A 25,638-nucleotide genomic window follows, 5' to 3' on the forward strand; every position below is an offset into this window, starting at 1 on the left:
CCACAGGGAGATTGGGCTGGCCTTTAGATTCTGAACAGGACAGTTGCTCCTGCAGGTGTGCAGGAGCGGCGTGTCAGAACTTGTAGCCGATACCTACCATGTAGACCCATGGATCGACATCGACACTGACCTTGGTCTTGCCCACGCCCAAGGCGCTTGGGCCGTCGATGGTGGCTTTGGTGTCGATGTCGACGTACCAGACTGCGGCGTTGACCAACAGGTTGTCGGTCAGCATGTAGTCCATGCCCAGCTGGCCAGCCAGGCCGATGGAGTCCTGCAGCTTCATGTTGCTGAAGCCCTGCTGTTTGCGGGCGCTGCTGAGGTCTTCATCGAAGAACAGCGTGTAGTTGATGCCGATACCGGCGTAGGGCTGGAACTTCGACGAGGCTTCCATCGGGTAGTACTGCAGCGACAGGGTCGGTGGCAGTTGCTTGATGTCGGCCAGCTTGCCGTCGAGCCCACCACCCAGGCCCTTGACGCCCACGGTGTGCTTGAACGGCGTGGCGGCCAGCAGCTCGATACCGATGTGGTCGGTGAGCATGTAGGCGAAGGCCAGGCCCAGTTGGGTGTCGCTGTCGAGGGTGGCCTTGGTGCCGGAGACCTTGGCGCCGTCGAGCTTGAGATCGCTGCTGCTTTCGTTCGGCGCGGTGGTGATGGCGCCAGCACGGAGGATGAAGTCGCCCGCCTGGTGGGCGTGGGCAACGGGGGCTGCGAGTGCCAGCGCGACGAGCGAGGCACCGAGCAATGTCTTGTTCATGGAAGCTCCCAGAGGACGTGAGTAATCGAGTAGTCCAATGGTAAGGAGCCGTCCAAACACATTGTTTGACTCAGCTCAACGAAGCGGGCTTCACACGGGCGACACAGTTCTCATTTCAGCTCATATGCGTAGATTTTCTCGGCTTCCATCTGGTATCCGGCGTCGGCCAGCTCGCTACTGGTGTTCTTGACCTGCATGCGTCCCTCGATCCAGTAGGGCTGGTACAGGTCTTCGACGCGCACGCCCATCTCGCTGAAGATGTGCACGATCTGGTTGGACGGCGGCGGCGGCACGTGGATGCAGGCGCCGTAGTAGGGCACCAGGAGAAACTCGGTGGTGCGGCCTTCTTCGCTCACTTCCAGCGGCACGATGTAGCCGGGCAGTTTGATCTGCTGGCCATCCAGCGCTTTCACCACTGGGGCGTCGGGCGCCTGCTGGCGGGCTGCCGGAGCAGACTCGGCAGCGAGCGCGTCGCTCAGCGAGTTGCCCATCTGCGAGAGGTCATGCAGCGGGGTGAGCTGTGGGGGGATGACGGGCGCGCCCTCGGGGATCAGTGCCGGCCAGTCCAGCTCGCGCGGCTCGTCCGCCCAGGCCGGAATGATCAGCACCAGCAGCAACAGCAGGAGGATCTGTAGTGCTTTCTTCGCGGACAAGCCCGCTCCCACAGGGATCGACATGACAAACTCTCAGAGGTGGATCGACAGGCCATCGGCCAGCGACTGCCGGTAGGCACGCCAGGCCGGAACACTGCCCATCAGCAGTGCCGCGCCGAGGATGATCGCCAGCAGGGTCCATTCGTGCGGGCTTGGCCAGGCCAGCGGCAGGAACAGCCCGTAGTTGGACTGTACCGCGTCCTGGGCCAAGGCGATCCCTCCATAGAGCAACCCCAGCCCGGCGACGATACCACTGACCGACAACGCCAGCGCTTCGAGCACCAGCAGCCCGGCGATATGCCAGGGGCGCGCACCCACCGAACGCAGGATGGCCATCTCGCGTCGCCGTTCGTTGAGGCTGGTGAGAATCGCCGTGAGCATGCCGATCAAGCCGGTCAGCACCACGAACAGCGACACCACGAACAACGCCTGCTCGGCGATGCCCATCATGCCCCACAGCTCCTGCAGTGCCACGCCCGGCAGGATCGCCAGCAGCGGCTCACTGCGAAAATCGTTGATTTCGCGCTGCACGCTGAAGGTGGCGATCTTGCTGTTCAGGCCCAGCATGAAGGCGGTGATGGCCGTGGGGCGCAGGTCCATGGTGCGCGCCTGGTCGGCGCTGATGCGTGCGGCGCCGCGAGCCGGTACGCCGTTCTGCCAGTCGACGTGGATGGCCTCCATCCCCGCCAGGCTGATGTGCAGGGTGCGGTCCACGGGCGTGCCGGTGCGCTGCAGGATGCCGACCACGGTGAAGGGTTTGTCGTCGTGCTTGACCAGGCTGATGGTGGCGATGCCGTGGGCCAGCACCAGGGTGTCGCCGAGCTTGTAGTGCAGGGCTTCGGCCACTTCGGCGCCCAGTACCACTTCGAATGGGTCGTTGGCGAACTGGCGGCCCTGGCTCAACTGCAGGTGCTGCTGGCGCCCGTACTGGTAGTGGGTGAAGTAATCGCTGTTGGTGCCCATCACCCGGTAGCCACGGTGCGAGTCGCCCAGGGAGATCGGGATCGCCCACTTGACCCGCGGGTCCTTGGCGTAGTGCTCGAAGCTGTCCCAGCGGATGTTGTTGGTGGCGTTGCCGATACGGAACACCGAGTACAGCAGCAGGTTGACCGACCCCGAGCGCGCCCCGACGATCAGGTCGGTGCCACTGATGGTGTTGGCGAAGCTGGCGCGGGCTTCGGTACGCACGCGCTCCACGGCCAGCAGCAGGCACACCGACAGGGCGATGGCGAAGGCGGTGAGAAACGCGGTGAAACGGCGGTTGGCCAGGCTGGCCAGGGCTAGACGGAGCAGGTACATCAGGCCTCCCGAGGCTTGGCGGCGCGGTTGAGCTCGGCCAGCGACAGGTCGCGGTCGAACAGGGGCGCCAGGCTCTGGTCATGGCTGACGAACAGCAGGCTGGAACCTGCAGCGCGGCATTCGTCGAACAGCAGGCGGATGAACACCTCGCGGGTGTCGGCGTCGAGCGCTGAGGTCGGCTCGTCGGCGATCACCAGTTCCGGCTGGCCGATCAGCGCGCGCGCAGCGGCGACGCGTTGCTGCTGGCCGATCGACAGGGTGTCGGCGCGTCGGGCGAGCAGGTCGGGGTCGCCCAGGCCCAGGTGGGCAAGCAATTGCGCCGCCGCCTGGTGGATGCTGCCATGGCGCTGCGCTGCGCGTTCGGCGCGGCTGCGCGAAAATCGGCAGGGCAATTCGACGTTTTCCTGCACGGAGAGAAACGGCAGCAGGTTGAACTGCTGGAAGATGTAGCCGGTGTGGTCGACGCGGAAACGGTCACGAGCGCCCTGGCCCAGCTCGGCCAGGTTCTGCCCGAGCAGCCGCACTTCGCCCTGGTCGGGCAGGTTGACCCCGCCCAGCAGGCCGAGCAGGGTGGTCTTGCCGCTGCCGCTGGGGCCTTTGAGGAACAGTGCCTCACCGGCCTCCAGGCGGAACTGGGGGATGTTCAGCAACGGCTGCTGACCTGGCCAGGCGAAGACCAGGTCATGCAGTTCGATCAGCGGCTGGCTCATTCAGAACGCAACCACGGCCTTGGCCGGGGTGCTTTCGAAGCCCTTCTGGCCGTTCGGGCCGACCAACTGCACATTGATCTTCTGGGTTTGCGGGTACGCCTTGTACAGCGGCGACAGGTCGATCTGGGTCAGCTTGGCCGGAGCTGCGCAGGTCAGCTGGTAGTGCGCGTGGATCTCGCTGTGCTGGTGTTCATGCGCGTGGTCATGGTCGTGATCGTCGTCACCGTCGTCGTCCTTGGCCGATGGCTCGTCACCGAACAGCGGGCTTTCCAGCTCCTGCTGGTCTTCCTTGCAACCGGCCGCGCTGGCCAGGCCGAACAGTTTGAGCGGCTGTTCGAGTTGTTTGCGCACAGCCTCGACCTTGGCCTTGTCGGCATCGCTGCCAGGCATGTGCTCGAAGCCGACCAGGTTCATTGCCGGGCTCTCCAGCGCCAGCTCCAGGGTATTGCCATCCAGGCCGACGTTCAGGCGTGCGACGCCGTGCTCGTGGGCAGGCAAGGTGCCGTGGGCATGATCGTGGTCGTGATCGTGATCTTCATGGGCCTGGGCAACGGCCAGTGGCAGCAGGGCGAAGGGCAAGGCGAGGAGCAGGCGGCGCATGGACGACTCCGGAAGCGGACGGGAAAGATTTGGTAATGTTATAACAACTTTTCTGGTCGATGCCACACGCTTGGCGCAGGTTTCATGTCGTGGGAGCATGCACGTCATCGATCCGCGATTGAAGGAAGGCAGCGTGAGAATCCGAGGACAGATCGGCGACTGGCCGGTAGATCTGACCATCGAACTGGACCCGGCGGAGTGGGCTCAGCTTGGGCGCAGGCTCGAAGAGGCGCCTGCGGTGGTAGAGGTGGCGAGTACGCCTGTGACTGCGCCAGCGCGGCAGGACGATAGCCAGTGGTCGGCGGCGCGCGAGGTGCTGCGTCAGGCCGGGGCGCTCAGTGGGCCTGAGTTGCTCGAGCGGCTGGAAGGGTTGGCCGGCAGTGTTGCGGCAGGCAAGCGGCTGCTGGTGCGGTTGCGCCACAGCAGTGAAGTGAAGGTGGAAAGCGGGGCGGATGCGCCGGTATATCGCTGGGTAGGCTAGTTGCCGAGGGCGGTGCGTGGCTGGAGGCCACCTCCTGCAGGAGGTGGCTGCGCCTTGGGGCTTAGAACATCGCCGAAGACAACCGGCGGCGGTACACACCCACCAGCGGATGGTCGCCGCCGAGCAGGTCGAACACCTGCAGCATGGCCTTCTGCGGCAGGCCGTTCTCGTAGGCGCGATTGCGCTGGAACAGCTTGAGCAGCCCGTCCAGCGCGGCTTCGTACTGCTGGCGCGCCAGTTGCTGGATGCACAACTGATAGGCCGCATCGTCATCCTGCGGGTTCTGCGCCAGGCGGCTCTTGAGCTCGGCGGCCTCCGGCAGGCTGGCGGCCTGGCGCAGGAAGGTCAGCTGCGCCTTGGCACCGGCCAGCGCGGCCTTGTGTTCATCGCTCTTGACCGCGTCCAGCACCTGCTGCGCGGCGTCCAGGTCGCCGCGCTCGGCCAGGCAGCGGCCGTAGTAGATCAGCGCTTCGGCGTTGCTGTTGTCTTCACCGAGCAGGGCCTGCAGCAGTGCTTCGGCTTCGCTGAAACGGCTTTCGGCGAACAGTGCCTTGGCCTGCTCCAGTGGCGAGGCGGTCGGCGCGGCAGGCATCTGCACATGAGGTTCGAGCATGGCGCGGATGGCCGACTCCGGCTGGGCACCGGCAAAGCCGTCGACCGGCTGGCCATCCTTGAACAGCACCACGGTCGGCAGGCTGCGGATACCGAACTGGGCCACCACCTGCTGCTCGACATCGCAGTTGATCTTGGCCAGCAGCAGCTCGCCCTGGTAGCCCTCGGCGATCTTCGCCAACAGCGGCATCAGCGCCTTGCAGGGCGCGCACCATTCGGCCCAGAAGTCCACCAGCACGGGCTTGTGGAAGGAGTTATCGATCACCAGCTGCTGAAAATTCGCATCGGTGGCGTCGAAGATGTAGGGCGTGGCGGTGTTAGAGGAAGCTTGGCTCATCGCAACTCTCGCAGCTTTCGCAAATTCGGAATGGCACCACTATAAAGGCTCGCGGCTGGCGTGGTACAGGCTGACCCGGCGGAATTCGTGCGGCTCGGCCAGGTCTGGCAGGGTCAGGGCGTCGAGCACGCCGAGCTGGCGATAGAGCGGGTGGCTGAAGTCACGCACCCGCGAATCGGCGACCAGTGCCTGGCGACCCCGACCGAGAAAGGCATCGAGCAAGGGCAGGTTGGCGCGGTCGTACAGTACGTCGGCGACGAGGATCAGGTCGAAGCGGTCGGCTTCGGCGAAAAAATCCTCGCTGTAGCCCAGCGTCACGCCATTGAGCGCGGCGTTGGCGCGGCATGCGTCCAGGGCCAGTGGGTCGAGGTCGCAGGCGACCACTTCCCGCGCACCGGCGCGGGCTGCAGCGATGCCGGCGATGCCCGAACCTGCGCCGAAGTCCAGCACACGCTTGTCACGTACCCATTCGGGGTGCACGGCCAGGTAGCGGGCCATGGCCAGCCCGCTGGCCCAGCAGAAGCTCCAGTAGGGTGGCTCGTCGAGGATGCGCCGGGTTTCGTCGGGGCTGAATGCCCGGTCCATGTTCTCGGCGTCGATCAGCCACAGCTTGAGGTCGCAGCCCGGCAGTTCGCTGATGACCAGGCGCGCCTCGCCAATCAGGCCGCTGAGGGCCTGTTGCAGGTGTAGCGGTGTCACCTTATGGCGCCTTCTCGAAACGCAGTGGGCCGGTGGCCTGGGTTTCGGCCTGGACGATGCGCTGCGGCGGCAGGTGCATGATCAGTTGGCCGGAGCGGCTGGCGCGACCGCGCAGCTCGACTCGGGCACCGGCCGGGAAGGCCTCGGGGTTGAAACGCAGGTGATAGGGCAGGGCCTGGCCGGTGCCGGTCAGGTCGCTGCTGGCCAGCAGGCGCTGGGGACGGCCGCGTTCGTCGATCACCAGCAGTGCCAGCTCGACTTCGGCGCCCGCGGGGATTTCCATCAGGGTGCCGCTGAGTTCGCGCTGGTAGGCCGGCAGCGGGCCCGGTTCGTCGCTCTTCTTGACCGTCTTGGGCGCGGGGGACGCCGCAGGCTGTTCGGTCTTCGGCCGGTCGCTGCCGCAGGCGGCAAGCAGGCCGGCCAGGCACAGGACGACGAGGGCTCGATGGTGCATGGGGTAATCCTTCACAGGCAGATTTCTCTGGATGGTAACCCCTTTGGCTTGTCTTGCCAGTGGGATGCGCTACCATGGCCCTCCCTTTTTTTGTTGCCTGCCACCATGCACTGTCCCTTTTGCGGTGCCAACGACACCAAGGTCATCGATTCGCGACTGGTCGCCGAAGGCGAACAGGTCCGTCGTCGCCGTGAGTGCGTCGCCTGCGGCGAGCGCTTCACCACCTTCGAGACCGCCGAACTGGTCCTGCCCCGGCTGATCAAGCAGGACGGCACACGCCAGCCCTTCGACGAAGACAAGCTGCGCGCCGGCATGCAGCGGGCGCTGGAAAAGCGCCCCGTCAGCGTCGAGCGCCTGGAAGCGGCGCTGGCGCACATCAAGAGCCGTCTGCGCGCGACCGGCGAGCGCGAAGTGAAGTCGCTGGTGGTCGGTGAGCTGGTGATGTCCGAGCTGCGCAAGCTCGACGAAGTCGCCTACATCCGCTTCGCTTCGGTGTACCGGCGCTTCCAGGACCTCGACGAATTCCGTGAAGAAATCGACCGCCTGGCCCGTGAGCCAGCCAAAGAGTAAGCATGTCCAGCCAGACCGCGTTGCTTGACGCCCATTACATGGCCCGTGCCCTGGAACTGGCCCGCAAGGGCCTGTACACCACCCACCCCAACCCGCGCGTGGGCTGCGTGATCGTTCGCGACGGCGAAGTGGTCGGTGAGGGCTGGCACGTGCGTGCCGGCGAGCCGCATGCCGAAGTGCATGCCCTGCGCCAGGCCGGTGAGCGCGCGCGCGGCGCCTGCGCCTACGTCACCCTCGAGCCGTGCAGCCACCATGGCCGCACGCCACCGTGTGCCGAAGCACTGGTCAAGGCAGGGGTGGCGCGGGTGGTGGCGGCGATGCAGGACCCGAACCCGCAAGTGGCCGGGCGCGGCCTGGGGCGGCTGGCCGAAGCCGGTATCGAGGTTGCCAGTGGTGTGCTCGAGGCCGAAGCTCGCGCACTCAACCCGGGCTTTCTCAAGCGCATGGAGCATGGCCTGCCATTCGTTCGGGCCAAGCTTGCGATGAGCCTGGACGGGCGTACCGCCATGGCCAATGGCGAGAGCCAGTGGATTACCGGCCCCGCAGCGCGTGCTGCGGTACAGCGCCTGCGCGCCCGCTCCAGCGTGGTGCTGACCAGTGCCCAGAGCGTGCTGGCCGACAACGCGCGGATGACCGTGCGCGCCGCCGAGCTTGGCCTGGACGAGGAAATGACCGCACTGGCCGTGTCGCGCCCGCCGCTGCGGGTGCTGGTCGATGGCCGTCTGCGCCTGCCGCTGGACGCCCCGTTCTTCCAGGCCGGTCCGGCGCTGGTGGTCACCGCCGCCGCGCACGACCCGCGCTACGCCGCCGCCGGCCATGAGTTGCTGGTGCTGCCCGGCAGCGATGGCCAGGTCGACTTGCCGGCGCTGCTGCGCCTGCTGGCCGAGCGCGGTGCCAGCGAGGTCCTGCTCGAAGCGGGCGCCGGGCTGGTCGGCGCCTTCGCTCGCCACGGCCTGATCGACGAGTACCAGTTGTTCGTCGCCGGCACTTTCCTCGGCTCCCAGGCCCGCCCGCTGCTGGACTGGCCGCTGGAGCACATGAGCGAGGCGCCGCGGCTGAAAATCATCGAAATGCGCGCCGTGGGCGATGACTGGCGAGTCACAGCCATCCCCTTGCCCGCGCCCGGCGTATAATGCCGGGCTTGCTTCGCGCAGCCCGTACCTGAGGAGAACATCATGTTCACCGGCATCATCGAATCCATCGGCACCATCCGCAGCATGACCCCCAAGGGTGGTGACGTGCGCGTCTACGTCGAGACCGGCAAGCTCGACCTGGGCGACGTCAAGCTCGGCGACAGTATCGCGGTCAACGGCGTGTGCCTGACCGCCGTGGAGCTGCCAGGCGATGGCTTCTGGGCCGACGTCAGCGTCGAGACCCTCAAGCGTACCGCCATGGTCGAGCTCAAGAGCGGCAGCCGGGTCAACCTGGAAAAGGCCCTGACCCCGACCACCCGCCTGGGCGGCCACCTGGTCAGCGGTCACGTCGACGGTGTCGGCGAAATCGTCTCGCGCAGCGATAACGCCCGCGCCATCCAGTTCCGCGTACGCGCCCCGAAAGAGCTGGCCAAGTACATCGCCCACAAGGGCTCGATCACCGTCGATGGCACCAGCCTGACGGTCAATGAGGTCGATGGCGCCGAGTTCGAGCTGACCATCGTCCCGCACACCCTGTCCGAAACCATCATGGCCGATTACCGTGCAGGTCGTCGGGTGAACCTTGAGGTCGACCTGCTGGCCCGTTACCTGGAGCGTCTGCTGCTGGGCGACAAGGCCGCCGAGCCGAGCAAAGGCAGTGGCATCACCGAAAGCTTCCTGGCCGCCAACGGCTTCTTGAAATCCTGATTGAGAAGGGGGTGCCGCGTGGCGCTCAACAGCATCGAAGAACTGGTCGAAGACATCCGCCAGGGCAAAATGGTCATCCTCATGGATGACGAAGACCGCGAAAACGAAGGCGACATCATCATGGCAGCCGAGTGCTGCCTGCCCGAGCACATCAACTTCATGGCCAAGCACGCCCGTGGCCTGATCTGCATGCCGATGACCCGTGAGCGCTGCGAGACGCTCAAGCTGCCGCTGATGGCGCCGCGCAACGGCTCCGGCTTCGGCACCAAGTTCACCGTGTCGATCGAGGCCGCCGAGGGTGTCACCACCGGCATCTCCGCCGCCGACCGCGCCCGCACCGTGCAGGCTGCCGCCGCGAAGGACGCCAAGGCCGAGGACATCGTCAGCCCAGGCCACATCTTCCCGCTGATGGCCCAGCCAGGCGGTACCCTGGCCCGCGCCGGGCACACCGAAGCGGCCTGCGACCTGGCGCGCATGGCCGGTTTCGAGCCCAGTGGCGTCATCTGCGAAGTGATGAACGACGACGGCACCATGTCGCGTCGCGCCGAGCTGGAAGTGTTCGCCGCCCAGCACAATCTCAAGATCGGCACCATCGCCGACCTCATCCACTACCGCATGATCCATGAGCGCACCGTGCAGCGCGTCTCCGAACAGCCGATCGAAAGCGAGCTGGGCCAGTTCAATCTGGTCACCTACCGTGACTCGGTGGAAGGCGACGTGCACATGGCGCTGACGCTGGGCAAGATCTGCGCCGAAGAGCCGACCCTGGTGCGTGTGCACAACATGGACCCGCTGCGCGACCTGCTGATGGTTAAGCAGCCAGGGCGCTGGAGCCTGCGCGCGGCCATGACCACCGTGGCCGAGGCCGGCAGCGGCGTGGTGCTGCTGCTGGGCCACCCGCTGGACGGCGACGTGCTGCTGGCGCATATCCGTGAAAGCGCAGGCGACGTGCAGGCCAAGGTGCCGAGCACCTACAGCACCGTCGGTGCCGGTTCGCAGATCCTGCGTGACCTCGGTGTACGCAAGATGCGCCTGATGAGCTCGCCGATGAAGTTCAACGCGATATCCGGATTCGATCTGGAAGTTGTAGAATACGTGCCCTCCGAGTGACACAGGTGCGCCAGCGTTGTCCTGGCGCTCGTGTCCGAACCCTCCCGAAGGCCGCCCGGTGCGGCCTCGCTCTTTAATATGAGAATACCGGAATGACCCTGAAGACCATCGAAGGTACCTTCATCGCCCCCAAAGGTCGCTATGCTTTGGTGGTTGGCCGCTTCAACAGCTTCGTCGTCGAAAGCCTGGTGAGCGGTGCCGTCGATGCCCTGGTACGCCATGGCGTCAGCGAAAGCGACATCACCATCATCCGTGCCCCGGGCGCTTTCGAGATCCCGCTGGTGGCACAGAAAGTCGCCCAGCAAGGTGACTACAGCGCGATCATCGCCCTGGGTGCGGTGATCCGTGGTGGTACCCCGCACTTCGAATACGTGGCGGGCGAGTGCACCAAGGGCCTGGCCCAGGTGTCCATGGAGTTCGGCGTTCCGGTCGCCTTCGGCGTGCTGACCGTTGATTCCATCGAGCAAGCCATCGAGCGTTCCGGCACCAAAGCCGGTAACAAAGGTGCCGAAGCTGCCCTGTCCGCCCTGGAAATGGTCAGCCTGCTGGCGCAGTTGGAGGCCAAGTGATTAGCGACGACAGCGATCGTTTCAACCCGCGCGATCCAAAACCTGCGGATGCCGGCAAGCCCTCCAAGAGCGCCAAGCGTCGCGAAGCCCGCAAGCTCGCCACGCAAGCGCTCTACCAGTGGCACATGGCGCAGCATTCGCTGAACGAGATCGAGGCTCAGTTCCGGGTCGATAACGATTTCTCCGATGTCGATGGTGCCTACTTCCGCGAAATCCTCCACGGGGTTCCGGCAATCAAGGGCGAAATCGACAGCGCACTCAAGCCTTGCCTGGACCTGGCACTGGATGAGCTCGACCCGGTCGAGCTGGCCGTGCTGCGTCTGTCCACCTGGGAGTTCATCAAGCGCGTCGACGTACCGTACCGCGTGGTGATCAACGAAGGTGTGGAACTGGCCAAGGTCTTCGGTGCCACCGACGGCCACAAGTTCGTCAACGGTGTGCTCGACAAGCTCGCGCCCAACCTGCGCGAAGCCGAAGTCAAGGCCAACAAGCGCTGATCCCGGCGCTGACGAGCCATGGGTGAGTTCGAACTGATCCGCCGCTTCTTCGCTGCCGCGCCTTGTGCGCAGGGCGGCGAGGGCGTGGCCCTGGGGATCGGCGACGATTGCGCCCTGCTGGAGCTGCCGGCTGGCGAGCAACTGGCGGTCTCCACCGATACGCTGGTCGCAGGTGTGCATTTTCCGGCGGTCTGCGACCCCTCGCTGCTCGGCCAGCGCTCGTTGGCTGTGGCCGCGAGCGACCTGGCGGCCATGGGCGCGACCGCCATCGGCTTCACCCTGGCCCTGACCTTGCCCGAGGTCACCGCGGATTGGCTGCAAGCCTACGCCGAAGGCCTGGGGCGCATGGCCCACCGCTGTCGCATGAGCCTGATCGGCGGCGACACTACGCGCGGCCCCCTGAGCATCACCGTCACCGTGTTTGGCCGGGTTCCGGCCGGGCAGGCCTTGCGCCGCGATGGTGCCAGGCCGGGTGATCTGCTGTGTGTGGGCGGCAACCTGGGTAGCGCCGCAGGGGCCTTGCCGCTGGTGCTGGGCGAGCGCCAGGCGCCGGCCGAACAGGCCCAGGCGCTGCTTGCGCAGTACTGGTCGCCGATGCCGCAGCTCACCTTGGGCGAGCTGCTGCGTGGCCATGCCACGGCGGCGCTGGACGTTTCCGACGGCCTGCTTGCCGACTGCGGTCATATCGCCCGGGCCTCGGGCGTCGCCCTCGAAGTGAACCAGCACCAGGTTCCGGTATCTACCGAACTGGAGGCCTTCCTCGGGCGTGACGCTGCCGTGCACGCGGCGCTCACCGGCGGCGACGACTATGTGCTGGCCTTCACCATCCCGGCCGCGCAACACCAGGCATTGCAGCTGCCGGGGTTCATCCATGTCCATGTCATCGGCCGCGTCCTGGACGGGCAGGGCGTCACCCTGCGTGATCGCCAGGGTCGTGACATCACCCCGACGCAACGGGGCTATCAACATTTCAGGGAGACACCGTGACCGACCACCCCAATCAGGTGCCTGCGGAGTTCGTTCCGCCTTCGGTCTGGCGCAATCCGTGGCACTTCATCGCGTTCGGCTTCGGCTCCGGCACCCTGCCCAAGGCGCCGGGCACCTGGGGCTCGCTGGTGGCGCTGCCGTTCATTCCGCTGTGGCAGATGCTGCCGGACTGGGGCTACTGGCTGCTGCTGGGGATCACCATGCTGTTCGGCTTCTGGCTGTGCGGCAAGGTGGCGAACGACTTGCGCGTGCACGATCATGAAGGCATCGTCTGGGACGAGATGGTCGGCATGTGGATCACCTTGTGGCTGGTGCCCGAGGGTTGGCAGTGGCTGCTCGCAGGGTTCCTGATGTTCCGCTTCTTCGACATCCTCAAGCCCTGGCCGATCCGCTGGATCGACCGCCATGTGCACGGCGGTGTCGGCATCATGCTCGACGATATCCTGGCTGGCGTTTTTGCCTGGCTAGGCATGCAAGTGCTGGTTTGGGCGGTAGCCTGATACAGGGAGCGGGTCGATGGCCATACGGACTGTGCTGCTGGCGCTGATGCTGGTTTTCCTGCCCTGGAGTGCCGGGGCCGTTGAGTTGCCGAAGCAGGTGCGACTGGTTAGCGAGGAATGGATCGACTACACCAACGCCGACGGCACTGGCGTTGCCTGGGACGTGCTGCGCAAGGTGTTCGAGCCGGCCGGGGTGAAGGTCGAGGTAACGAGCGCGCCTTACAGCCGTGCAGTCGGGCTGGTCAAGCGCGGCGAGGCCGACGCCTGGGTGGGTTCGTACAAGGAAGAGAACGAAGACAACCTCTACCCGCGCTGGCACTTCGACCTGGATCATATCTATGCCCTCGGCCTGGCCAGCAAGCCAGTCCCGGCACTGAACAGCGTCGGCCAGTATCGCCTAGCCTGGGTACGTGGCTATGGCTACGACAGATATCTGCCGAATGTGCATGAATTCCGCGAGATCCAGCGTCGCGAAGGCATCCTGCCGATGCTTGAGCATGACCGGGTGGATTTCTACATCGATGCCGAAACGGAAGTGGACTACGTGCTGCATCAGGCCAGCAAGCCGCAGGACTTCCGCCGCACCCACATCGCTGAATTACCGCTGTACCTGGCCTTTACCCGCAGCGATCAAGGCAAGGCCTTGCGCGACCTGTTCGACCAGCGCATGGCGAAGCTGGTGCGTAGCGGCGAACTCAAGGCCATCTTCGAGCACTGGAAGCAGCCGTACCCGTTCGCGTCCGACAGCCAGCCGCACTGATCGAGTGCGCGTCTGGCAGGCCTATGCATCGAACTTTTCGATCTTAAGCGGCGAGATTCAGCCTGCGCATGCCCGCTGGGCTGCTGATACAATCTGGCCCATTGAAATTTCCTACTTATCAGGAGCACAACGTGCCCGTCGTCTTTGTTGCCGCCTCCAAACTCCCAACGCCTTTTGCGACATTCACCATGCATGGCTTTCTCGACGAAGCCAGCGGCCGCGAGCATGTGGTGCTCAGCCTGGGTGATATCGCCGACGGTGAACCGGTGCTCGGGCGTCTGCACTCCGAATGCCTGACCGGCGACGCGCTGTTCAGCCAGCGTTGCGACTGCGGTTCGCAACTGGAAGCCGCGCTGCAGGCCATCGCCCGTGAAGGCCGTGGCGTGCTGCTGTACCTGCGTCAGGAAGGTCGAGGCATCGGCTTGTTGAACAAGATTCGCGCCTATGAACTGCAGGATGGCGGTGCCGATACCGTCGAGGCCAACGAGCGCCTGGGCTTTGCTGCCGACCAGCGTGACTACGCCATGTGCTTGCCGATGCTCGAGCACCTCGGCGTCAAGTCGCTGCGCCTGATGACCAACAACCCACGCAAGGTCAAAGCCCTGACCGACATGAGCATTGTGGTTGCCGAGCGCGTGCCGCTGCACACCGGCCACAACCCGCACAACCGCCTGTACCTGGCCACCAAGGCCGACAAGCTCGGTCACATGATGGGCAACCGTCACCAGGGCGAGGCGCCCCAGGCGTGACCCGTGGCCAGGTGAAGCGGCGTCTGGCGCTGGCCTGGTGGCAATACCTGGCGGTCGGCCTGGTGCCGCTGCCGGTCATGGCCTGGGCCTTTGGCGGTGGTCAGGCACTGATCCCGGTGCTGGCAATGCCGCTGTTCATCGCCGGCGCCGCGACCCTGTTTCTCAGCTTGCCGCGCTTCGGTGCCTACAAACGGGCGCTGATCGGCACCTCCAAGGTACTCGACACCCCCGAAGAACCCGCTGCCTGGATCGAACTGGCGCGGGTTCGTCGCCTGGCCATGACCTACGCCTGCTTCCCGGCCTGGATCGCCGCACTCTCGGTGCTGGTGGGGCTGGAGGCGGTGCCTCAGGTGTTGTTGGCGTTGTCTACCGTGATGCTGCTCTACCTCTATCGCATCCCGCGCCAACTGGGCTGATGCGCGCCTTTTTCGTTGCCGTGCTGCTGTCGATCGGTGCATTTGCCGAGGCTGGGCCGCGTGTAGTCAGTCTCGGGCCGTCGATGACCGAGATCGTCCTGGAGCTTGAGGCGGACGATCTGCTGGTGGGCGTGCTCGACAGCGGCGAGCGGCCGCAGCGTCTGAAAAATCTGCCATCGGTCGGGCGCTACGGGCAACTGGACATGGAGCACCTGCTGGCGCTCAAGCCCGACCTGCTGCTGCTCTGGCCCGGCAGCGTGCCCCCGGCCCAGCGCGACCAGTTGCGTCAGTTGGGGATTGCCACGTTCAGCAGCGAGCCCCACGACCTGGCGCAACTGATCGAGCAGATCCAGGCCATCGCCATGCGCCTGGGGCGTGCCGAGCAGGGGCAGCGCTACGCTGACAGGTTGCGCGAGCGCCTGGCCGACCTGCGCGAGCGCTATCGCCGCGAGCAGCCGCTCAAGGTGTTCTATCAGGTCTGGGACTCGCCGCTGTACACCTTGGGCGGCCGTCAGGTGGTGAGTGACGCACTGGCGGTCTGCGGTGCGCGCAACGTCTTTGCCGATCTCGAACAGCCTGCGCCGCAGGTGAGCGTCGAGTCTGTGCTGGCGCGTGACCCTGATGTGATCCTGGCCGGCGACGCTACGCAGTTGGCCGGTTGGAAGGCCTGGCCACAGCTCAGTGCCGTTGCCGGCGGACACTTGCTGGTGGTGCCCGACAAGGGCCTGGAGCGCCCCAGCGGGCAGATGATCGAAGCGACGGCGCGCCTTTGTGCGCTGCTGGCGTCTAGAGCGCCGGTGTCCAGGTAAGGCTCAGCAGCCAGGTGCGGCCTTCTTCGCGGTAGCCATAGTCATTGCCGTCATAGTTGTAGAGCGCGCGGCTGTAGCCTTTGTCCAGCAGGTTATCCACCTTGACCTCGAACTTCAGCGCATCGCTTGCCGCCCAGCTACCGCGCAGGCCCAGCAGTGCGTAACCGCCGAGCCTGTTGCGGTTGGCCTCGTCGTCATAGCTGCTGCTGATCGCTTGCCAGCTCGCGCCTGCACTGAAGCGCTCGAACTGTCGGTCCAGGTCCAGGCTCAAGGTCCGGCGGGCGCGGCGAGCCAGGGTATGGCCGGTGTCACGGTCGCGTGGATCGATCAGTGCCAGGCCGAGCTGGCTGCGCCAGGGGCCCCAATCCTGGCTAAGCGCGACCTCCATGCCGTTGATCCGCGCCGAGGCAACGTTCCGCGGGATCGAGCCCTCGCCGAAGATGATCGCATCGCGCAGGTCGGTGCGGTACAGCGAGGTTTCCAGGCGGCTGCTGGCGCTCAACTGGCTGCGCCATTGCAGCTCATAGCTCCTGGAACGTTCGGGGTCGAGGTCTGGGTTGCTGTACTGCGGGTAGTACAGGTCGTTGAAGGTGGGCGCGCGAAACCCTTCGCTGTACGACAGCAGCAGGTCGTTGTAGGTGTTCAACGGCAGGGTCAGGCTGGCGCTCCAGGTGGTCTGGCCGCCGAACTGCTGGTTCTGGTCGCGCCGCATGCCCAGTTCGGTTGAGAAGCTTTCGCCGCTATAGCGATGCTGGATGAAGGCTGCACGGTTGTAACGGCTGTCCTCGGCGAAGTCGGTGCTGCCGTGCACCCGGTCCTGGTACCAGTCGGCGCCCAGCGAGAGGTTGTTCCGTGCATCAAGGGCGAGGTCGTTCTGCCAAGTGATCTGGTCGCGATAGGTGTTGAACACGCTGCCATCGTCGCTGAGCTTGTCGCGCTTGCGGTCGCGATTCTCGCTGTGGCCGATCTCCACGCGCGAGTGCCAGAGGTCGCTGAGCTGGGCGTCGAGGTAGGTGCCCAGGCTGCTGACGGTGAAGTCGGTGTAGGGCTTCTGGCCGAAGCTTTCGAAGCTGACTGGGTCGAATCGGCCGAAGGGGTTGTCGTATTCGCTGCGCCCCCGGCTGTCGAGCAGGTTCACCCCGGCCTCGAAGCGCTCACCGAAGGTATGGCTCAGGCTCAGGTTGAAAGACTTGTTGCGGTAGGCGTCGTGATCGCCATCGCTGGCGAAGGACGGCCCGGTCGAATCGATGCCTGCGGTTTCGTCGAGGCTGGCGCCGAGGTTGAAGCGTGTCTGGCCATCACCACCGGACAGCCCCAGGCTGCGCTGGAAGGTCTGGTTGCTGCCGGCCGCCAGGCGCAGCCGCGGTTGCAGGCCGGGGCCGCTGGCGCGTCGGGTGAAGATCTGGATCACCCCGCCGATGGCGTCGCTGCCGTAGACCGCAGAGCGCGAGCCGCGCAGCACTTCGACGCGCTCTATCTGATCGACGTCGAGAAACTGCAGGCCGCTGTCGCCGGAGGTGGCGTTGGCGATGCGCACGCCATCGACCAGCACCAGGCTCTGCGCGGCCTTGGTGCCGCGGATGAAAATCCCGGGCAGGCTGCCGCGGCCACCGGTGGCGGCGACTTGCACGCCGGGCACGCGGGTCAGCAGGTCGGTGACGCTGGAGGGTTGCAGACGGTCGATGTCGGCGCGGGTGAAGACCGTGTTGGCGGCGCTGGTGGCGCTGCGCGATTCGACTTCGCGGTTGGCGCTGATCAGCACGTCGGGGAGCTTCAGGGCGTTGTCGCGTTCGGCGGCCAGCAAGGGCAGGGGGAGGCAGAGCAGCGGTGCAAAGGTCAGGATTTTCATGGGCAGTACAATAGCATTCGCGGGCGAGCCCGCTCCCACAGGGTTTCTACAGTACTCGAATACTGTGCAATCCCTGTGGGAGCGGGCTTGCCCGCGAAATGGCCTTACAGGCCGAGCTTGGCCATGCGGGCTTTCACCGAGGCCTCGATGCCAGCAGCATCCAGCCCGCACTCGGCCAGCATCTGCGCAGGCTTGGCATGCTCGACATAGATATCCGGCAAGCCCAGGTGCAGCAGTGGCTTGACCACCGCCTCACGCGCCAGGAACTCGCTGACCGCAGCGCCGGCGCCGCCCATGATGGCGTTTTCCTCGATGGTCACCAGCAGCTCATGGTTGCCGGCCATCTCCAGTACAAGCGCCTCGTCGAGCGGCTTGACGAAGCGCATGTCGACCACCGTGGCGTCGATCTGCTCGGCCACCTGCAGCGCTTCGGTCAGTTGCACGCCGAACACCAGCAGCGCGACTTTCGAACCCTGGCGGCGGATCACGCCCTTGCCGATTTCCAGCGGCTCCAGGTCGCCGTCGATCGGCGCGTTGGGGCCGGTGCCACGCGGGTAGCGCACGGCGGCCGGGCCTTTGTACAGGTGCCCGGTGCTGAGCATCTTGCGCAGCTCGTTCTCGTCGCTCGGGGTCATCACCAACATGCCCGGGATGCAGCGCAGGTACGAGAGGTCGAAGCTACCCGCGTGGGTCGGGCCGTCCTCGCCGACCAAGCCGGCGCGGTCGATGGCGAACAGTACGTCGAGGTCCTGTACCGCCACGTCGTGGATCAGTTGGTCATAGGCGCGCTGCAGGAAGGTCGAGTAGATCGCCACTACCGGCTTGGCGCCTTCGCAGGCCATGCCGGCTGCGAAGGTGACGGCGTGCTGCTCGGCGATCGCCACGTCGAAATAGCGCTCCGGGAAGCGCTCGCTGAAGGCGACCAGGTCCGAACCTTCCTTCATCGCCGGGGTGATGCCCACCAGGCGGTTGTCGGCGGCGGCCATGTCGCACAGCCATTGGCCGAACACTGCGGAATACTTCGGCCCGCTGGGCTTTTTCGGCGCGGCGGGCTTGTCGGCGGGCTCGAGCTTGGTGATGGCGTGGTAGCCGATCGGGTCGACTTCGGCGGGGGCGAAACCCTTGCCTTTCTTGGTGACCACGTGCAGGAACTGCGGGCCCTTGAGGTCGCGCATGTTGCGCAGGGTGGCGATCAGCGTCGGCAGGTCATGCCCATCGATCGGGCCGATGTAGTTCCAGCCCAGTTCCTCGAAAAGCGTGCCGGGCACCAGCATGCCCTTGGCATATTCTTCGGTGCGGCGGGCGATCTCCCAGGCGCCGGGCAGGCGCGACAGCACTTTCTTGCTGCCTTCGCGCATGCTCGCGTAGGTGCGGCTGGAGAGGATCTTGGCCAGGTAGTTGGACAGCCCGCCGACGTTGCGCGAAATCGACATGTCGTTGTCGTTGAGGATCACCAGCATGTCGGCATCGACTTCCTGGGCGTGGTTCAACGCTTCGAAGGCCATGCCGGCGGTCAGCGCGCCGTCGCCGATCACCGCGATCGACTTGCGCGGGTTGTTCTGCAGACGGGCGGCAATGGCCATGCCCAGGGCGGCGCTGATCGAGGTGCTGGAGTGGCCGACGCCGAAGGTGTCGTATTCACTTTCGCTACGGCGCGGGAAGGCGGCGATGCCGTCTTTCTGGCGCAGGCTGAGCATGCGGTTGCGCCGGCCGGTGAGGATCTTGTGCGGGTAGGCCTGGTGGCCTACGTCCCACACCAGGCGATCGTCCGGGGTGTCGAAGACGTAGTGCAGGGCAATCGTCAGCTCGATGACGCCCAGGCCTGCGCCGAAGTGCCCGCCGGTCTGGCCCACGGTATAGAGCAGCTCCTGGCGCAGTTCGTCGGCCAGGCTCTCCAGGTCGGCTTCGGCCAGCCGGCGCAGGCCGGCTGGCGTGTCGGCGCGGTCCAGCAGAGGCGTGACCGGGCGTTCGCGGGGGATCTCTTGAAACGTCGTGGGCATCAGGCGAGTCGTTATAGGTTTGAAGACGCGGCAGTTTACCCCATTGTGGGAAAAGCTGCCCATTCACGCGCGGGTGGCGGCTGCTGTTGTAGGAGCGGGCTCGCCCGCGAAAAGCCCAGCTGCAGCCCCTTAATGGCGGCGCTCGACGATATAGCGCGCCAACGCCCGCAGCGGCTCGGCGCTTTCACCGAACCCTTCAAGTGCGACCAGCGCCTGGTCGCGCAGTTCGATCGCATAGCCCTTGGCGGCCTCCAGGCCGAGCAGCGCCGGGTAGGTCGGTTTGTCGCGGGCGATGTCGGCGCCCTGGCGCTTGCCCAGGGTGGCGGTATCGCTTTCGACGTCGAGGATGTCGTCCTGCACCTGGAAGGCCAGACCGATGGCCTGTGCATAAGTCTGCAAGGCATCCAACTGGGTGGGCTCGGCACGGCCGCTGGCCAGGGCGCCGAGGCGCACGCTGGCCTCGATCAACGCGCCGGTCTTGTGTCGGTGCATGTATTCCAGTGCGTTCTGGTCGAGCTTCAGGCCGACCGAACCGAGGTCGATGGCCTGGCCGCCGACCATGCCGGCGGGGCCAGCGGCCTTGGCCAGGGCCTGGACCATGGCCAGGCGAATGGCATCGGTCTGCGGGCTCAGGCGGGTATCGAGCAGGGCGCTGAAGGCCAGGCTCTGCAGGCCGTCGCCAGCGAGAATGGCGCAGGCTTCGTCGAACGCCTTGTGGGTGGTCGGCTGGCCGCGGCGCAGGTCGTCGTCGTCCATGGCCGGCAGGTCGTCATGCACCAGTGAGTAGGCATGGATCAACTCCACTGCGCAGGCCGCGCCGTTGGCCTGCTCGGGCGCAACGCCGAAGGCTTCGCAGGCCGCGTAGGCGAGCAGCGGGCGCACGCGCTTGCCGCCGTTCATCACGCTGTAGCGCATCGCCGCGTAGAGCCGTTCGAGCTCCTTGGACGGCGCCACGAACAGCGGTTCGAGGGCCGCGTCGACGCGTGCCTGGCACTGGGCCTGATAGGTGCTGATCATGCGTCCGGTTCCGCATCGAAGGGCTGGGCGGCCAGTTCGCCGTCTCGCTCCAGGAGGATCTGCACTTTCTGTTCGGCCTGGGCCAGTGCGCCCTGGCAGTCGCGGGTCAGGGCAATGCCCTGCTCGAACGCTGCCAGCGACTCTTCCAGCGACAGTTCGCCGGTCTCCAGGCGCTCGACCAGGGCTTGCAGGTCGGCGAGGGATTGTTCGAAATCGATGGAGGTTTTCTTGCGGGCCATGGCGACTGTCTCGGTGGCGTTTTTAACGGCGCGACACTAGCAGAGCGGGGCGGGGGGAGCAAATTGCGGTGCCTCCCGGAAAGGCATTCCTTGGTAGTATTTTGTTGCATTTGTGCGAGAGTTTTCTTATTGCAATTTGAGACGTGGTCGGATTGTGACCCCACTGGGGCTCTGCCATAATCCCGCCCGCTCTGGCCTGGGCATCTTGATGGCCTCCGGCAATCCCCCCTTCTCGACGTCACGTAACGGACTACGTTGTGAGCTTCCTTTCGATCGAATTCGGCCTCTGTTTCACGCTCTTCTTCATTGTCTACTGGAGCCTTTGCTGGAGCCTGCGCCTGCAGAACCTGTTGCTGCTTGCGGCCAGCTACGGGCTGGTGGCGAGTTTCAGCCTGCAATCGTTGTACATCCTGCTTGGCTACAGTGTGCTGGTGTACCTGCTGGGGTTGCTGGCTGCGCGCCAGCCCGGGCGCTGGTTCAATGGCGTGCTGCTGCTGGCGCTGGTGTTGGGGTGTTTCTACCTGTTCAAGTACCAGGAGTTCTTCGCCGCCAGTGTGCAGGGCGCATTCGCGGCTGCCGGGCTCGAGGTGTCGCTGCCGGTGCTCGAGCTACTGGTGCCGATCGGCCTGTCGTTCTATGCCTTCCATTCGGTCAGCTACCTGGTGTCGATCAACCGCGGTGAGATGGCCTCGGCGCCGCCACTGGACCTGGCCCTGTACCTGGCCTTCTTCCCCAGCCTGATCGCAGGTCCGGTCAATCGTGCGGCGCACCTGCTGCCACAGATCCGCCCGCAGGCCATGCGCGAAGTACTGGAGCCGCAACGGGCGCTTGGCTTGATTGCACTGGCGGTGGTCAAGCTGTTCCTGCTCAGCGGCTGGCTGGGCAGCCAGTGGGTCGATCCGGTGTTCGAAACCCCGGGCAGCTTCACCCCCGAGCAGGTGCTGCTCAGCGTCTATGGCTACAGCTTCCTGATCTATTTCAACTTCAGCGGCTACACCAACTTGGTCACCGGCATCGCCCTGCTGCTGGGTTTTCGCCTGCCGGACAACTTCAACGCGCCTTATGCCGCGCGCAATCTCAAGGAGTTCTGGGGGCGCTGGCACATCAGCCTGTCGCGCTTCATTCGTGACTACATCTACATCCCCCTGGGCGGCAATCGCAAAGGGGTGTGGCGCGGCAACCTGAACATGCTGCTGGCCATGCTGATCTCCGGGCTGTGGCACGGCGCGAGCCTGAATTTCATTCTCTGGGGCGCGCTGCATGGAGTGGGGCTGGCGCTGTACAAGCTGTTCGAGCAGTTGTGGCCGGGCTTTGCGCGCCTGCCGGGCAGCGGGCTGCTGGCCCGCCTGCTGACGTTCCACTACGTGGCCTTCGCCTGGATCTTCTTCCGCAGCCCAACCCTGGATGGCGCCTGGGAGATGCTGGGCGATATCGCCCAGGTCAGCCTGGCCGGGCTCGACTCGGCCACCGGTGTAGCGCTGCTGGCCTGTGTGCTGTACGTCGCCACGTATCCACAGTGGCTGGCGACCCTGCGCCAGGGCTTTTCTGCCAGCCAGCGCCTGCCCTGGCAACTGTACCCACTGCCACTGGCGGTCTTCGTGTCGCTGGTGATCTTCGCGTCGCAATCGGGTGTGCCGGGGTTCATCTATGCAAGCTTCTGATATCCGCCAGCTGTTCCAGGTGCAGATGGGCGCGGCGCGTACGCTGTATGCCCTGGTGGTCGCCACAGGGCTTCTGTTCTGGCTGAACCAGGACTCGATCAGCCTGTATTGCCAGCAGAAGTATCACGACAGTTGCGAACTGCCGGTGCTGGGGCAATTGCCAGCCTGGCGCCTGGGTGCGGGCCTGACCGCTGCGCTGGAGCAGGGCCGTGACAGCTTCCTCGACAGCCTGAGCAGGCAAGCCACGGTGGCGCAGGCGCCGCCTGTGGTCGAACTGCCGGCGCCGATGCCGGTGGTGAGTGTCGATCTGCAGGCCCCTGTTGCCAAGCCTGTGCATGTCGCCGCAACTGCCGCGCACCCTGTCGCGCCGGTGCAGGTGCCAGCGGCGGCTCCCGTGGTCGTGAAGCCGCCGCTGCCGCAGATGGTCGCACCGGGCACCCTGGCGTCCCTGGCGGCGGGCGATGAAGTGTTCCTGGTGGGCGATTCGCTGATGCAGGGCGTCGCCCCGCACCTGGCCAACAGCCTGCGCAAGCGCTACCAGATCCATACCATCAACCTCAGTCGGCAGAGCACCGGGCTTGCCTACCCGGGCTTCTTCAACTGGCCGAAGACCGTGGCCGACACCCTCGCCAGCGCGCCGAAGATCCGCCTGATGGTGGTGTTCCTCGGCCCTAACGACCCGTGGGACATGCCCCAGGGCAAGGGCAAGCCGTTCCTGCGCTTCAAGTCGCCGGAGTGGGAAGTGGCCTACCGTGAGCGCATCGACGCGATCCTCGAGCAGGCCCGCGAGCACAATGTCCAGGTGATCTGGGTCGGCCCGCCGAACATGGAGAAGTCGCGGCTGTCGACGGCCATGAACTACCTCAGCGGCCTTTATCAGGAGCGCACCGCGCAATTCGGCCAGCACTACGTCTCGGCCAACCCGATTCTCGGCTATCCCGACGAGCAGTTCTCGTATACGGTGCAGACGCCGGAGGGCAAGCGGGTCAAGGTCCGGGTCGACGACGGCATTCATTTCACCATCACGGGCCAGAAGATGATCGCCGCGCAGGTACTGTCACTGATCAGCTTCCCGGTCCTGACTGCAACAGGACATTGAGATGCGCCTATGGCATCACCTGCTGGGCGTGGCGCTGCTGATCAGCGCCTTGCCCGCGTGCAGCACCGGCGCCAGCGCGCCACCCCAGCCTGCGGCCAAGCCCGCCGTTGTCGCCAAGGGGCGCGACGACGGCAACCTCGCGCTGCTTGCCGGCAAGCTCCGCAACGCCGGCCGTGCGCCCATTTCCATCGTTCAGCTGGGTGATTCGCACACCGCTGCCGACCTGTTCAGCGGTGAGCTGCGCAAGCTGCTGCAGGCCCGCTATGGCGACGGTGGCATTGGCCTGGTGCCGGCTTCGCCGGTGCCGGGAATTCGCAACGACCGGGTCATCGTCACCAGCGAACGGCGCCAGTGGGAGCTGGTTTCTGCGCGCAACCAGCAGAGCAGCCAGTTTCCGTTGGGTGGCTACCTGTCGCTGCCGGTGGTCGATCGCCCTGGCGTGAAGATCCAGGCCCGCGACCCCGACGAACAACGCTACCGGATCTCGGCGCTGTACCAGGCAACGCGCAGCAGCACGCTGGTGGCCAATGGCAGCCAGCGCCGCATGTTGCCGGCTACCAATGGTGAGTGGCGCTTCAGCCCGGCCTTCATCAATCTTGGGCTGCCGTTGCAACTGAGCGTGGAAGGCGCCCAGGGCGTGGCGCTGGGCGGCTGGTATATCCAGGGGCAGAAGAACGCCGGAGTCACCTATTCATCGTTGGGTATCAACGGTGCACGGCTGGAGGTGGTGGACAAGTGGCAAGCGGGTTGGCAGGGCACGCTCAAGGCGTTGCGGCCTGACCTGGTGATCCTCGCCTACGGCACCAACGAAGCCTTCGATGACAAGCTCGACCTGGCGCTGTACCAGTCGCAGCTGGACGCCACCCTGGCCCGCTTGCGCCAGGAAATGCCTAAGGCGGCCATCCTGCTGGTCGGGCCGCCCGATTCGATCAAGCAGCGCAAGGCCGCCAGTTGCGCGGCGCGCCAGCCGCAGCCGCTGGCGAGCGTGATCCGCATCCAGCGCCAGGCGGCGCAGAAGTACAAGGCGCTGTTCTGGGATTGGCAGGCAGAGATGGGCGGGCCGTGCTCGATCGCCGCCTGGCAGGCCAGCGGGCTGGGGCGGCCTGACCTGGTGCACCTGACCGCCGATGGTTATCGCAAGAGTGCGGCGATGTTGTACGCCTACCTCAAGGGGCAGTTGGGGCTGCGCTGAGCGCCGCCCCCACAGATACAGCGCGGCTCCTGCAGGGGCCGCGCTGCAGGTCAGGCGGGCTGCGCCTCAAGTTCGAGCATCGCTTGGCGATAGCGTGCCAGCTCCTCGATGGTCACCACCGGCAGGTTGTACTGGCGCGCATACACCGCCACCTGCTCGCCCCGGGCCATGCTGCCGTCGGGGTTCATCAGCTCGCACAGCACCGCCGCTGGCCGCAACCCGGCCAGGCGCGCCAGGTCCACCGAGCCTTCGGTATGGCCGCGGCGGGTCAGCACGCCACCATCACGCGCACGCAACGGGAACACATGGCCAGGGCTGACGATATGACGCTGCTCGGCGGTCGAGCGCAGTGCGGCCTCGATGGTGGTGATCCGGTCCTGGGCCGACACGCCGGTGCTCACGCCCTCGGCCGCCTCGATGGTGACGGTGAAGCCGGTGCCGTGGCGGGCCTGGTTGTTCTGCACCATGGGTGCGAGCTGCAGGGCATCGACCGTGGCTTCATCCAGGCACAGGCAGACGATGCCGCTGCAATCGCGGATCATCATGGCCATGGTCTGCAGCGACAGGTTCTCGGCTGCGGCGACGATATCGGCTTCGTCCTCGCGATCGTCGTCGTCGAGCAGCAGTACGGGGCGCCCGGCCTGGAAGGCGGCGATGGCGGCGGTGACGTTGGGGAATTTCGAGTGGTGCAAGGTGGACATGAAACGCTCCTCGTGAATGATCGATGAACGTCTCGGGGCGAACAAAATGCGCGCGCAAGGGCGCCCGATGGCCCCGCGCTTGCGCCTTCTTTCATCCGGACTATGACCGTCGGCTCTGGAGTCTCACCAGATCTGCTGACCCCCGGCATGGCCGGGGCGCTCGCGGGCTCATCTTTCGATTTACCGCCGGTGGGGACTTTCACCCCGCCCTGAAGACCGGCGGAGCATACCGCAAACCGACCGTTTGCTGGCAAGCCCTGCTTAAGTCGATGCCCGCCTTGCCCTTAATCCTTGTAGGAGCAACTGTCTTGCTCAAAAAATCTGAGGCCTGCCCAATCCCCTGTGGGAGCGGGCTTGTCCCGCGATCGGGCGCGAAGCGGCCGCAATCCAAGCGACTATCTTTTCCTGAAAAACCTCGGGGCCTGGTTTTACGGCCGCTGCGCGCCCGATCGCGGGACAAGCCCGCTCCT

At 65.7% G+C, this 25,638-nt stretch carries 29 protein-coding genes and 1 riboswitch; of the genes, 16 read left to right on the forward strand and 13 right to left on the reverse strand.

Features of this window, described 5'->3' with window-relative positions; all coding sequences use genetic code 11:
• Positions 1–73: 73 nt before the first annotated feature.
• The 5 genes from HU729_RS17090 to HU729_RS17110 form a co-directional block, all read right to left on the reverse strand.
• Positions 74–757 carry an OmpW family outer membrane protein gene (locus tag HU729_RS17090; RefSeq protein ID WP_186669167.1) on the reverse strand — a complete coding sequence of 228 codons (684 nt, stop codon included), beginning with the start codon at positions 755–757 and terminating at the stop codon, positions 74–76.
• A gap of 110 nt (positions 758–867) precedes the next feature.
• Entirely contained in the window at positions 868–1,434 is a 567-nt protein-coding gene (locus HU729_RS17095; RefSeq protein ID WP_186669168.1) for a DUF3299 domain-containing protein, read from the reverse strand.
• A 9-nt stretch (positions 1,435–1,443) separates the two neighbouring features.
• Positions 1,444–2,709 (reverse strand): ABC transporter permease, encoded by a 1,266-nt coding sequence (locus HU729_RS17100; RefSeq protein ID WP_186669169.1) that lies wholly within the window; start codon positions 2,707–2,709, stop codon positions 1,444–1,446.
• The gene (locus tag HU729_RS17105) at positions 2,709–3,419 is read right to left on the reverse strand and encodes an ATP-binding cassette domain-containing protein (RefSeq protein WP_054893590.1); all 711 of its coding nucleotides are present in this window, start codon (positions 3,417–3,419) and stop codon (positions 2,709–2,711) included. The genes HU729_RS17100 and HU729_RS17105 overlap by 1 nt, the downstream gene beginning before the upstream one ends.
• A complete protein-coding gene (locus HU729_RS17110) occupies positions 3,420–4,019 on the reverse strand; it encodes a DUF2796 domain-containing protein (protein ID WP_125930890.1) in 600 nt (199 codons plus the stop codon).
• 133 nt (positions 4,020–4,152) lie between these two features.
• Here HU729_RS17110 and HU729_RS17115 point away from each other — a divergent pair, with 133 nt between their 5' ends.
• A complete protein-coding gene (locus tag HU729_RS17115) occupies positions 4,153–4,500 on the forward strand; it encodes a hypothetical protein (RefSeq protein WP_186711045.1) in 348 nt (115 codons plus the stop codon).
• Positions 4,501–4,561: 61 nt separating this feature from the next.
• Here the strand turns inward: HU729_RS17115 and trxA are convergent, their stop codons facing one another.
• Genes trxA through HU729_RS17130 form a run of 3 tightly spaced genes read right to left on the reverse strand, consistent with a single transcriptional unit; the run spans position 4,562 to position 6,602 of the window.
• Positions 4,562–5,449 carry a thioredoxin gene (gene trxA, locus HU729_RS17120; RefSeq protein ID WP_186711046.1) on the reverse strand — a complete coding sequence of 296 codons (888 nt, stop codon included), beginning with the start codon at positions 5,447–5,449 and terminating at the stop codon, positions 4,562–4,564.
• Positions 5,450–5,488: 39 nt separating this feature from the next.
• Positions 5,489–6,148: a 50S ribosomal protein L11 methyltransferase gene (locus HU729_RS17125; protein ID WP_186669172.1), complete on the reverse strand. Its 660-nt coding sequence runs from the start codon at positions 6,146–6,148 to the stop codon at positions 5,489–5,491.
• Position 6,149: 1 nt separating this feature from the next.
• Positions 6,150–6,602 carry a YbaY family lipoprotein gene (locus tag HU729_RS17130; RefSeq protein WP_186711047.1) on the reverse strand — a complete coding sequence of 151 codons (453 nt, stop codon included), beginning with the start codon at positions 6,600–6,602 and terminating at the stop codon, positions 6,150–6,152.
• A gap of 105 nt (positions 6,603–6,707) precedes the next feature.
• On the opposite strand from HU729_RS17130, the gene nrdR reads away from it, so the two are divergent.
• The 12 genes from nrdR to HU729_RS17190 all read left to right on the forward strand — a co-directional run bounded on the left by nrdR (position 6,708) and on the right by HU729_RS17190 (position 15,410).
• Positions 6,708–7,172 carry a transcriptional regulator NrdR gene (gene nrdR / locus HU729_RS17135; protein ID WP_186669174.1) on the forward strand — a complete coding sequence of 155 codons (465 nt, stop codon included), beginning with the start codon at positions 6,708–6,710 and terminating at the stop codon, positions 7,170–7,172.
• Positions 7,173–7,174: 2 nt separating this feature from the next.
• Positions 7,175–8,305 (forward strand): bifunctional diaminohydroxyphosphoribosylaminopyrimidine deaminase/5-amino-6-(5-phosphoribosylamino)uracil reductase RibD, encoded by a 1,131-nt coding sequence (gene ribD, locus HU729_RS17140; RefSeq protein ID WP_186669176.1) that lies wholly within the window; start codon positions 7,175–7,177, stop codon positions 8,303–8,305.
• Between the two features lie 42 nt (positions 8,306–8,347).
• Positions 8,348–9,013: a riboflavin synthase gene (locus HU729_RS17145; protein ID WP_054893597.1), complete on the forward strand. Its 666-nt coding sequence runs from the start codon at positions 8,348–8,350 to the stop codon at positions 9,011–9,013.
• An 18-nt stretch (positions 9,014–9,031) separates the two neighbouring features.
• The gene (gene ribBA, locus HU729_RS17150) at positions 9,032–10,123 is read left to right on the forward strand and encodes a bifunctional 3,4-dihydroxy-2-butanone-4-phosphate synthase/GTP cyclohydrolase II (RefSeq protein WP_186669178.1); all 1,092 of its coding nucleotides are present in this window, start codon (positions 9,032–9,034) and stop codon (positions 10,121–10,123) included.
• A 92-nt stretch (positions 10,124–10,215) separates the two neighbouring features.
• Positions 10,216–10,692: a 6,7-dimethyl-8-ribityllumazine synthase gene (gene ribE / locus HU729_RS17155; protein ID WP_186669179.1), complete on the forward strand. Its 477-nt coding sequence runs from the start codon at positions 10,216–10,218 to the stop codon at positions 10,690–10,692.
• Positions 10,689–11,189 carry a transcription antitermination factor NusB gene (gene nusB, locus HU729_RS17160; RefSeq protein WP_186669181.1) on the forward strand — a complete coding sequence of 167 codons (501 nt, stop codon included), beginning with the start codon at positions 10,689–10,691 and terminating at the stop codon, positions 11,187–11,189. The genes ribE and nusB overlap by 4 nt, the downstream gene beginning before the upstream one ends.
• 18 nt (positions 11,190–11,207) lie before the next feature.
• Positions 11,208–12,176, forward strand: coding sequence for a thiamine-phosphate kinase (gene thiL / locus HU729_RS17165; RefSeq protein ID WP_186711048.1), 969 nt, complete (start codon positions 11,208–11,210; stop codon positions 12,174–12,176).
• Positions 12,173–12,676: a phosphatidylglycerophosphatase A gene (locus HU729_RS17170; protein WP_054893602.1), complete on the forward strand. Its 504-nt coding sequence runs from the start codon at positions 12,173–12,175 to the stop codon at positions 12,674–12,676. Before thiL ends, HU729_RS17170 begins: the two co-directional genes overlap by 4 nt.
• A 16-nt stretch (positions 12,677–12,692) precedes the next feature.
• Positions 12,693–13,436, forward strand: coding sequence for a transporter substrate-binding domain-containing protein (locus HU729_RS17175; protein ID WP_186711049.1), 744 nt, complete (start codon positions 12,693–12,695; stop codon positions 13,434–13,436).
• A 131-nt stretch (positions 13,437–13,567) separates the two neighbouring features.
• Positions 13,568–14,185: a GTP cyclohydrolase II gene (ribA, locus tag HU729_RS17180; RefSeq protein WP_186669186.1), complete on the forward strand. Its 618-nt coding sequence runs from the start codon at positions 13,568–13,570 to the stop codon at positions 14,183–14,185.
• On the forward strand, positions 14,182–14,601 hold the full coding sequence (locus HU729_RS17185; RefSeq protein ID WP_186669188.1) for a nuclear fragile X mental retardation-interacting protein 1: 420 nt from the start codon (positions 14,182–14,184) through the stop codon (positions 14,599–14,601). Before ribA ends, HU729_RS17185 begins: the two co-directional genes overlap by 4 nt.
• A complete protein-coding gene (locus tag HU729_RS17190; protein WP_186711050.1) occupies positions 14,601–15,410 on the forward strand; it encodes a cobalamin-binding protein in 810 nt (269 codons plus the stop codon). Before HU729_RS17185 ends, HU729_RS17190 begins: the two co-directional genes overlap by 1 nt.
• Here the strand turns inward: HU729_RS17190 and HU729_RS17195 are convergent.
• From HU729_RS17195 to HU729_RS17210, 4 genes are all read right to left on the reverse strand, one after another.
• Positions 15,388–17,259 (reverse strand): TonB-dependent receptor, encoded by a 1,872-nt coding sequence (locus HU729_RS17195; RefSeq protein ID WP_186711051.1) that lies wholly within the window; start codon positions 17,257–17,259, stop codon positions 15,388–15,390. The genes HU729_RS17190 and HU729_RS17195 overlap by 23 nt on opposite strands.
• Before the next feature lie 104 nt (positions 17,260–17,363).
• On the reverse strand, positions 17,364–19,259 hold the full coding sequence (gene dxs, locus HU729_RS17200; RefSeq protein ID WP_186669193.1) for a 1-deoxy-D-xylulose-5-phosphate synthase: 1,896 nt from the start codon (positions 19,257–19,259) through the stop codon (positions 17,364–17,366).
• Positions 19,260–19,388: 129 nt separating this feature from the next.
• Positions 19,389–20,276 (reverse strand): (2E,6E)-farnesyl diphosphate synthase, encoded by an 888-nt coding sequence (ispA, locus tag HU729_RS17205; protein WP_186669194.1) that lies wholly within the window; start codon positions 20,274–20,276, stop codon positions 19,389–19,391.
• Positions 20,273–20,515: an exodeoxyribonuclease VII small subunit gene (locus tag HU729_RS17210; RefSeq protein WP_186669195.1), complete on the reverse strand. Its 243-nt coding sequence runs from the start codon at positions 20,513–20,515 to the stop codon at positions 20,273–20,275. The genes ispA and HU729_RS17210 overlap by 4 nt, the downstream gene beginning before the upstream one ends.
• A 257-nt stretch (positions 20,516–20,772) precedes the next feature.
• Here HU729_RS17210 and HU729_RS17215 point away from each other — a divergent pair, with 257 nt between their 5' ends.
• From HU729_RS17215 to HU729_RS17225, 3 genes are read left to right on the forward strand one after another with little or no spacing between them, the layout of a single operon-like run.
• Entirely contained in the window at positions 20,773–22,176 is a 1,404-nt protein-coding gene (locus tag HU729_RS17215) for an MBOAT family O-acyltransferase (RefSeq protein ID WP_186711052.1), read from the forward strand.
• Positions 22,163–23,275: an SGNH family hydrolase gene (locus tag HU729_RS17220; protein ID WP_238348392.1), complete on the forward strand. Its 1,113-nt coding sequence runs from the start codon at positions 22,163–22,165 to the stop codon at positions 23,273–23,275. Before HU729_RS17215 ends, HU729_RS17220 begins: the two co-directional genes overlap by 14 nt.
• Before the next feature lies 1 nt (position 23,276).
• Complete coding sequence (locus tag HU729_RS17225; RefSeq protein WP_186711053.1) at positions 23,277–24,467, forward strand: SGNH/GDSL hydrolase family protein; 1,191 nt, start codon at positions 23,277–23,279, stop codon at positions 24,465–24,467.
• Positions 24,468–24,517: 50 nt separating this feature from the next.
• Here HU729_RS17225 and ribB read toward each other — a convergent pair whose 3' ends face one another.
• Positions 24,518–25,168, reverse strand: coding sequence for a 3,4-dihydroxy-2-butanone-4-phosphate synthase (gene ribB, locus HU729_RS17230; RefSeq protein ID WP_186669198.1), 651 nt, complete (start codon positions 25,166–25,168; stop codon positions 24,518–24,520).
• 79 nt (positions 25,169–25,247) lie between these two features.
• Positions 25,248–25,389: riboswitch (FMN riboswitch) on the reverse strand.
• Positions 25,390–25,638: the final 249 nt, after the last annotated feature.

The organism is Pseudomonas sp. RW10S2 (assembly GCF_014268985.1).
GTDB lineage: Bacteria > Pseudomonadota > Gammaproteobacteria > Pseudomonadales > Pseudomonadaceae > Aquipseudomonas > Aquipseudomonas wayambapalatensis.